Origin of the sequence: Pseudomaricurvus sp. (genome assembly GCF_965662505.1) — a bacterium.
In the GTDB taxonomy this organism is placed as follows: domain Bacteria; phylum Pseudomonadota; class Gammaproteobacteria; order Pseudomonadales; family Cellvibrionaceae; genus Pseudomaricurvus.
The window spans coordinates 1-4,223 of record NZ_CBFIHX010000196.1 but is presented as its reverse complement, the minus strand read 5'-3'; the positions used below and the strand labels follow the sequence as shown (position 1 = coordinate 4,223).

At 49.6% G+C, this 4,223-nt stretch carries 5 protein-coding genes; 4 read left to right on the top strand and 1 reads right to left on the bottom strand.

Annotation, left to right across the window (positions count from 1 at the left end):
- The 4 genes from ACTG33_RS16435 to ACTG33_RS16420 form a co-directional block, all read left to right on the top strand.
- The coding region (locus ACTG33_RS16435) for a phospholipase D-like domain-containing protein (protein ID WP_439136305.1) at positions 1-1,045 on the top strand (1,045 nt) is incomplete at its 5' end.
- 26 nt (positions 1,046-1,071) lie between these two features.
- Positions 1,072-1,833 carry a TSUP family transporter gene (locus ACTG33_RS16430; protein WP_439136304.1) on the top strand — a complete coding sequence of 254 codons (762 nt, stop codon included), beginning with the start codon at positions 1,072-1,074 and terminating at the stop codon, positions 1,831-1,833.
- Between the two features lie 11 nt (positions 1,834-1,844).
- Positions 1,845-2,198, top strand: coding sequence for a hypothetical protein (locus ACTG33_RS16425; protein WP_439136303.1), 354 nt, complete (start codon positions 1,845-1,847; stop codon positions 2,196-2,198).
- A 103-nt stretch (positions 2,199-2,301) separates the two neighbouring features.
- The gene (locus ACTG33_RS16420; RefSeq protein WP_439136302.1) at positions 2,302-3,435 is read left to right on the top strand and encodes an AI-2E family transporter; all 1,134 of its coding nucleotides are present in this window, start codon (positions 2,302-2,304) and stop codon (positions 3,433-3,435) included.
- Positions 3,436-3,517: 82 nt separating this feature from the next.
- On the opposite strand, the gene ACTG33_RS16415 is transcribed toward ACTG33_RS16420, so the two are convergent.
- On the bottom strand, positions 3,518-3,856 hold the full coding sequence (locus ACTG33_RS16415) for a hypothetical protein (protein WP_439136301.1): 339 nt from the start codon (positions 3,854-3,856) through the stop codon (positions 3,518-3,520).
- Positions 3,857-4,223: the final 367 nt, after the last annotated feature.

Genomic DNA, 4,223 nt, shown 5'->3' with positions numbered 1-4,223 from the left:
AGAATTTAAACGATTGGATCACCGCATGCATAATAAAGCGATGATCGTGGACAATCGAGTCGCCATTGTCGGTGGGCGCAACCTTGCTGATGAGTATTACGGTTTGCATGGGCGGGCAAATTTTAGAGATATGGAGTTATTAGTTGGCGGGCCGGTGATTGAGGATTTAACAGCCAGTTTTGATGAGTACTGGAATGACCGCTGGTCGATTCCCATTGATAGACTATCGCATGTAACACCGTCTGCCTTGCCATTGAAAGAAGCACAAAGAATTGCATCGGAAAACACGTATCTGCATACAGAAGAGTCTGCAGATACGCGTCAGGAACGCTGGGTGGAACTACTTGAGGGGGCTTTTTTCGGGGAGGTCACCCTGTATGTTGATGAACCTGCACAGGAGCGTCCAGAGGATATCGATCACGCACCTGTTCAGGTGGCCAATGAATTGGTGAGGTTATTTGATCAAGCGGACGATGAAATTCTGCTGATCTCTGCTTATCTGATCCCAACAGTTCATCTGGAGGGCGCGGTAGAGCGTGCAATTGATCGGGGAGTCACAGTCCGTATCCTGACCAATTCTCTTCGGTCCAACAATCACCTTGCGGCACACAGTGCTTATCGGAATCATATTCATAACTTGATGTCCCATGGAGCCAAACTGCACGAAGTGCGGGTAGATGCGCAAGAAAAGTCTCTTTATATGTTTCCACCAACGGATACGAAAGATTTAGCGCTGCATGCGAAGGTGTTTGTCTTCGATAACGATAAGGTATTTATTGGCAGTGCAAATTTAGATCCCAGATCGCTAAAGCTAAATACTGAAATGGGGCTTTTAGTCGAGGATGAAAGTCTGAATGAAGCTGTCAGGGCGAGCGTAGAGCCAGATTTTGCCAAGGTTAATGCGTGGCATCTGGAATTCAATGACAAGAATCAGGTGGTCTGGGTTTCGGATCAGGAAGTGCGGACGGAGCAACCGGCAAGCTCTTTTATGCAGCAAATTGAAGATTGGTTTATTTCTCATCTGCCGATAGAAGACGAGATGTAAGGTCATAGCCGTTATGAGGAATAAGAATGGAAGGCGTTGATCTGTCCGCCGCGATGTTTGTTTTCCTGACGGCCATTGGTTTTTTGGCGGGGTTTATCAGTGCGATAGCGGGGTCGGGTGGTTTAATTGTGTTGCCTGTGTTGCTGGCTGCGGGAGTACCGCCGCTGAATGCCTTGGCCACCAATAAATTTCAAAGTGTGTTTGGAACCCTGTCTTCGGCCATGAATTTTCTTCGCAAAGGACATATAGATCTGGCCAGCATGAAAATGTCTATGGTGTATGCATTCATTGGAGCTGTGTGTGGCACCTTGGCGGTACAGCAGCTGGATTCGGATTTACTGGAAAGATTGCTTCCCTATGTGTTGATTGCCCTGGCTATCTATGTTGCCATCTCCCCGCGGATGTCTGATGAAGATACTGAACCGCGTTGGAGTGCTAAACGTTTTGATCCGGTGATTGGTGGAGGCATTGGTTTCTATGGCGGTTTTTTGGGGCCGGGTATGGGATCTTTCTTCGCCGTGGCGTTTTCGTCACTCAGAGGATTTAACCTGAGAAAGGCTACGGCACACACCAAACCGCTGGTACTGGTCACGAATACCACGTCTATGGTGATCTTTGTTTTGGCCGGGCAGGTGGTGTGGGCGCTGGCCATCGCAATGGCGGTGGCTCAGTTTCTTGGAGCACGATTGGGATCGCAATTAGTGATTCATAAAGGAGCGGCCCTGGTGCAACCGGTGTTGGTGGCGGTCATTCTGATTCTGGCCGTTAAATTGTTACTGTTTCCCTAAAAGGATTGTGTGTGCAGCTGTTGGTGTCCATTTTACTGAGTGTGTTCATCTGTGCTGCGGTTGTGGGTGTGTTGTTCTGGGTGAGAAATCCTTATTATCGGGTGAACCGGGAAAAGACCATCCAGCTGCTGGAATGGATGCTGCTGGGACAGGCAACCGAAACTGACTGGCAGTTTTTTTGCGGCTACCCTATTCGTCACGATCCCTTGCTGGAGCAGATCAGGCAGAGGTGTCAGGATATCGATGAGGCGCATTTCATTGGTGATAACCACGATGGAATAATATTGAGTCCTCAAGGGTTAACAGACCTGAGGGAGGTTTTGGATCAGCTGAAACACGATGTGTTGAACGACAGTACCCGCTGATTTTTTGACCCTGACAGCACGTTTTCCTAACAGGTCGGGGCGTATTGCCCGAATTTATCGTTTGCAGAAACGAATCTATCATTTTACGTAATAAGGATATTCTATGGTCGCTCCCAATACACCGGTTGCTCGATTTATGGTGGTGATGGCTGCTTTTGTCGTCGTTATTGCCGGCATGAAAGCCGCGGAAGCGCTCTTGGTTCCCTTCCTTCTGTCCCTGTTTATTGCTGTGATTTGTTTCCCGCCATTGGGATGGCTAAAGCGTAAAGGCTTGCCGGGCTGGCTGGCTTTGATGATTGTCTTATCGGTTATTGTGATAGCGGGCTATCTTGTGGGCGTCGTTGTGGGCTCTTCTATTCAGGCTTTCCGCGGGGATTTACCTGAGTATCAGGAGCGTTTACAGGTTCTGAGTTTGAACTTGCAGACGTTCTTGCAAGGGAAAGGGGTCAACCTACCGGAAGGGATGTGGAGAGAGGTTCTGAACCCCAGCGTGGCGCTGTCTTTTGTGGGCAATACCCTCGCATCTTTCGGAAATGTCATGACCAACGCGGTGCTGATTCTGTTAACGGTGATTTTTATCCTCGCCGAAGACGTTCGTTTCAGCGATAAAATTCTTCATGCGCACCCTCAGGCAGAACATATGGTGCGTGCGATGAGTCGGTTTACCAAAAGCATCAACCAATATATGGCGATCAAAACGGGTCTCAGTGTACTCACCGGCCTGCTGGTAATGGCCTGGTTGTGGTGGCTAGGGGTGGATTATCCGGCTCTGTGGGGATTGTTGGCATTCCTGCTCAACTTTGTGCCCAACTTGGGGTCCATTTTGGCGGCAGTACCGGCGGTTCTGCTGGCTTTGGTGCAGCTCGGGGTATCGGAAGCGGCTCTGACCGCCTTGGGGTATGTGGCTGTCAATGGTGTGGTAGGTAACGTTCTGGAACCCCGCATGATGGGCAAGGGGCTCGATCTTTCGACACTGGTTGTGTTCCTGTCATTGGTGTTTTGGGGCTGGGTATTGGGGCCTGTCGGAATGTTGTTGTCTGTTCCGTTGACCATGACCGTTAAAATTGCTCTGGAAAGTGCAGAGGGCACGCGCTGGCTGGGTGTACTTTTGGGGTCAGGCACAGGTATCGGAACGACGGTTGTCAGCAGTCCGCGTTCAGATGGCCGAAATTCAGATGCGCCATCAGGTTCAGAGGATCCAGGCGAGCAACACGAGTCGTCGGAACAGGCTGTGTAATCGATCTCTGCTTTGAGACTTGTTGGGCGGGATGTTCTTTCTTGAGGAGTGGCGTTAGGTTTGAGGAGAGAGGCGTTAGATCTCAGAAGCGCATGAAAAGGCGCAGTTGCACGTAATCCTCACTGACATCGGCCTGATAATTCAGGTCGCTGAACTGCATTTTGGAGTGCTTACCTTCATCTGACTCGTCGTAGGTGCCGGTAAGGCGTTGCAGGTCTTCCTGAGTCAGGCTGATGGACTCGTCTTTGTCCATATAGATTTGTGGCATCGCGGCGCCAGATTGAGAGTTTTTTAGATATTGGAGCCACTGGCCTTCTTCTGTGCTGTCGGTATCCGCGTGCGCGAAGACACCGCTCATCAGAAGCAGTGAAAGCATCAGAGTGCGAATTGGTGTTAGGTGGCTACCTGAACCGAGACGCATGAATAAGGCCCTGTGTTTTTAGAATGAAAGCATATTCTGCCGATTTTGGGCGCCACTGACTGTTAAGCCTGCACACTTTTTAGAGTTTTATGCTATCAACGATGTTCCGACCAAACTAATATGCATAAGGCCGAGATTCACTTCAGGCCGTAATCACGCTGAGCGCGCGGTGAGGCGCTTGAGAATGAAGTGGGGTTTATGCTTATAATGTGGCTTTACATGCCTACTTCCCAAACATTGGCTTACAATTCAGGAATTTATCCGTTTGATCAGTACGACTCTCACCGACGTTGTCCACGATATTCTTCCGACCGCCCGTATTGAAGTTCTGGAATTGAACAATGGTACCGGTATTCAGCTTTATTTG

What these genes read in the sequence shown, in the direction of transcription:
- ACTG33_RS16430 (WP_439136304.1), top strand. Translation starts at nt 1,072, where the DNA reads ATGGAAGGCGTTGATCTGTCCGCCGCGATGTTTGTTTTCCTGACGGCC.
- ACTG33_RS16415 (WP_439136301.1), bottom strand. Translation starts at nt 3,856, where the DNA reads ATGCGTCTCGGTTCAGGTAGCCACCTAACACCAATTCGCACTCTGATG.
- ACTG33_RS16420 (WP_439136302.1), top strand. Translation starts at nt 2,302, where the DNA reads ATGGTCGCTCCCAATACACCGGTTGCTCGATTTATGGTGGTGATGGCT.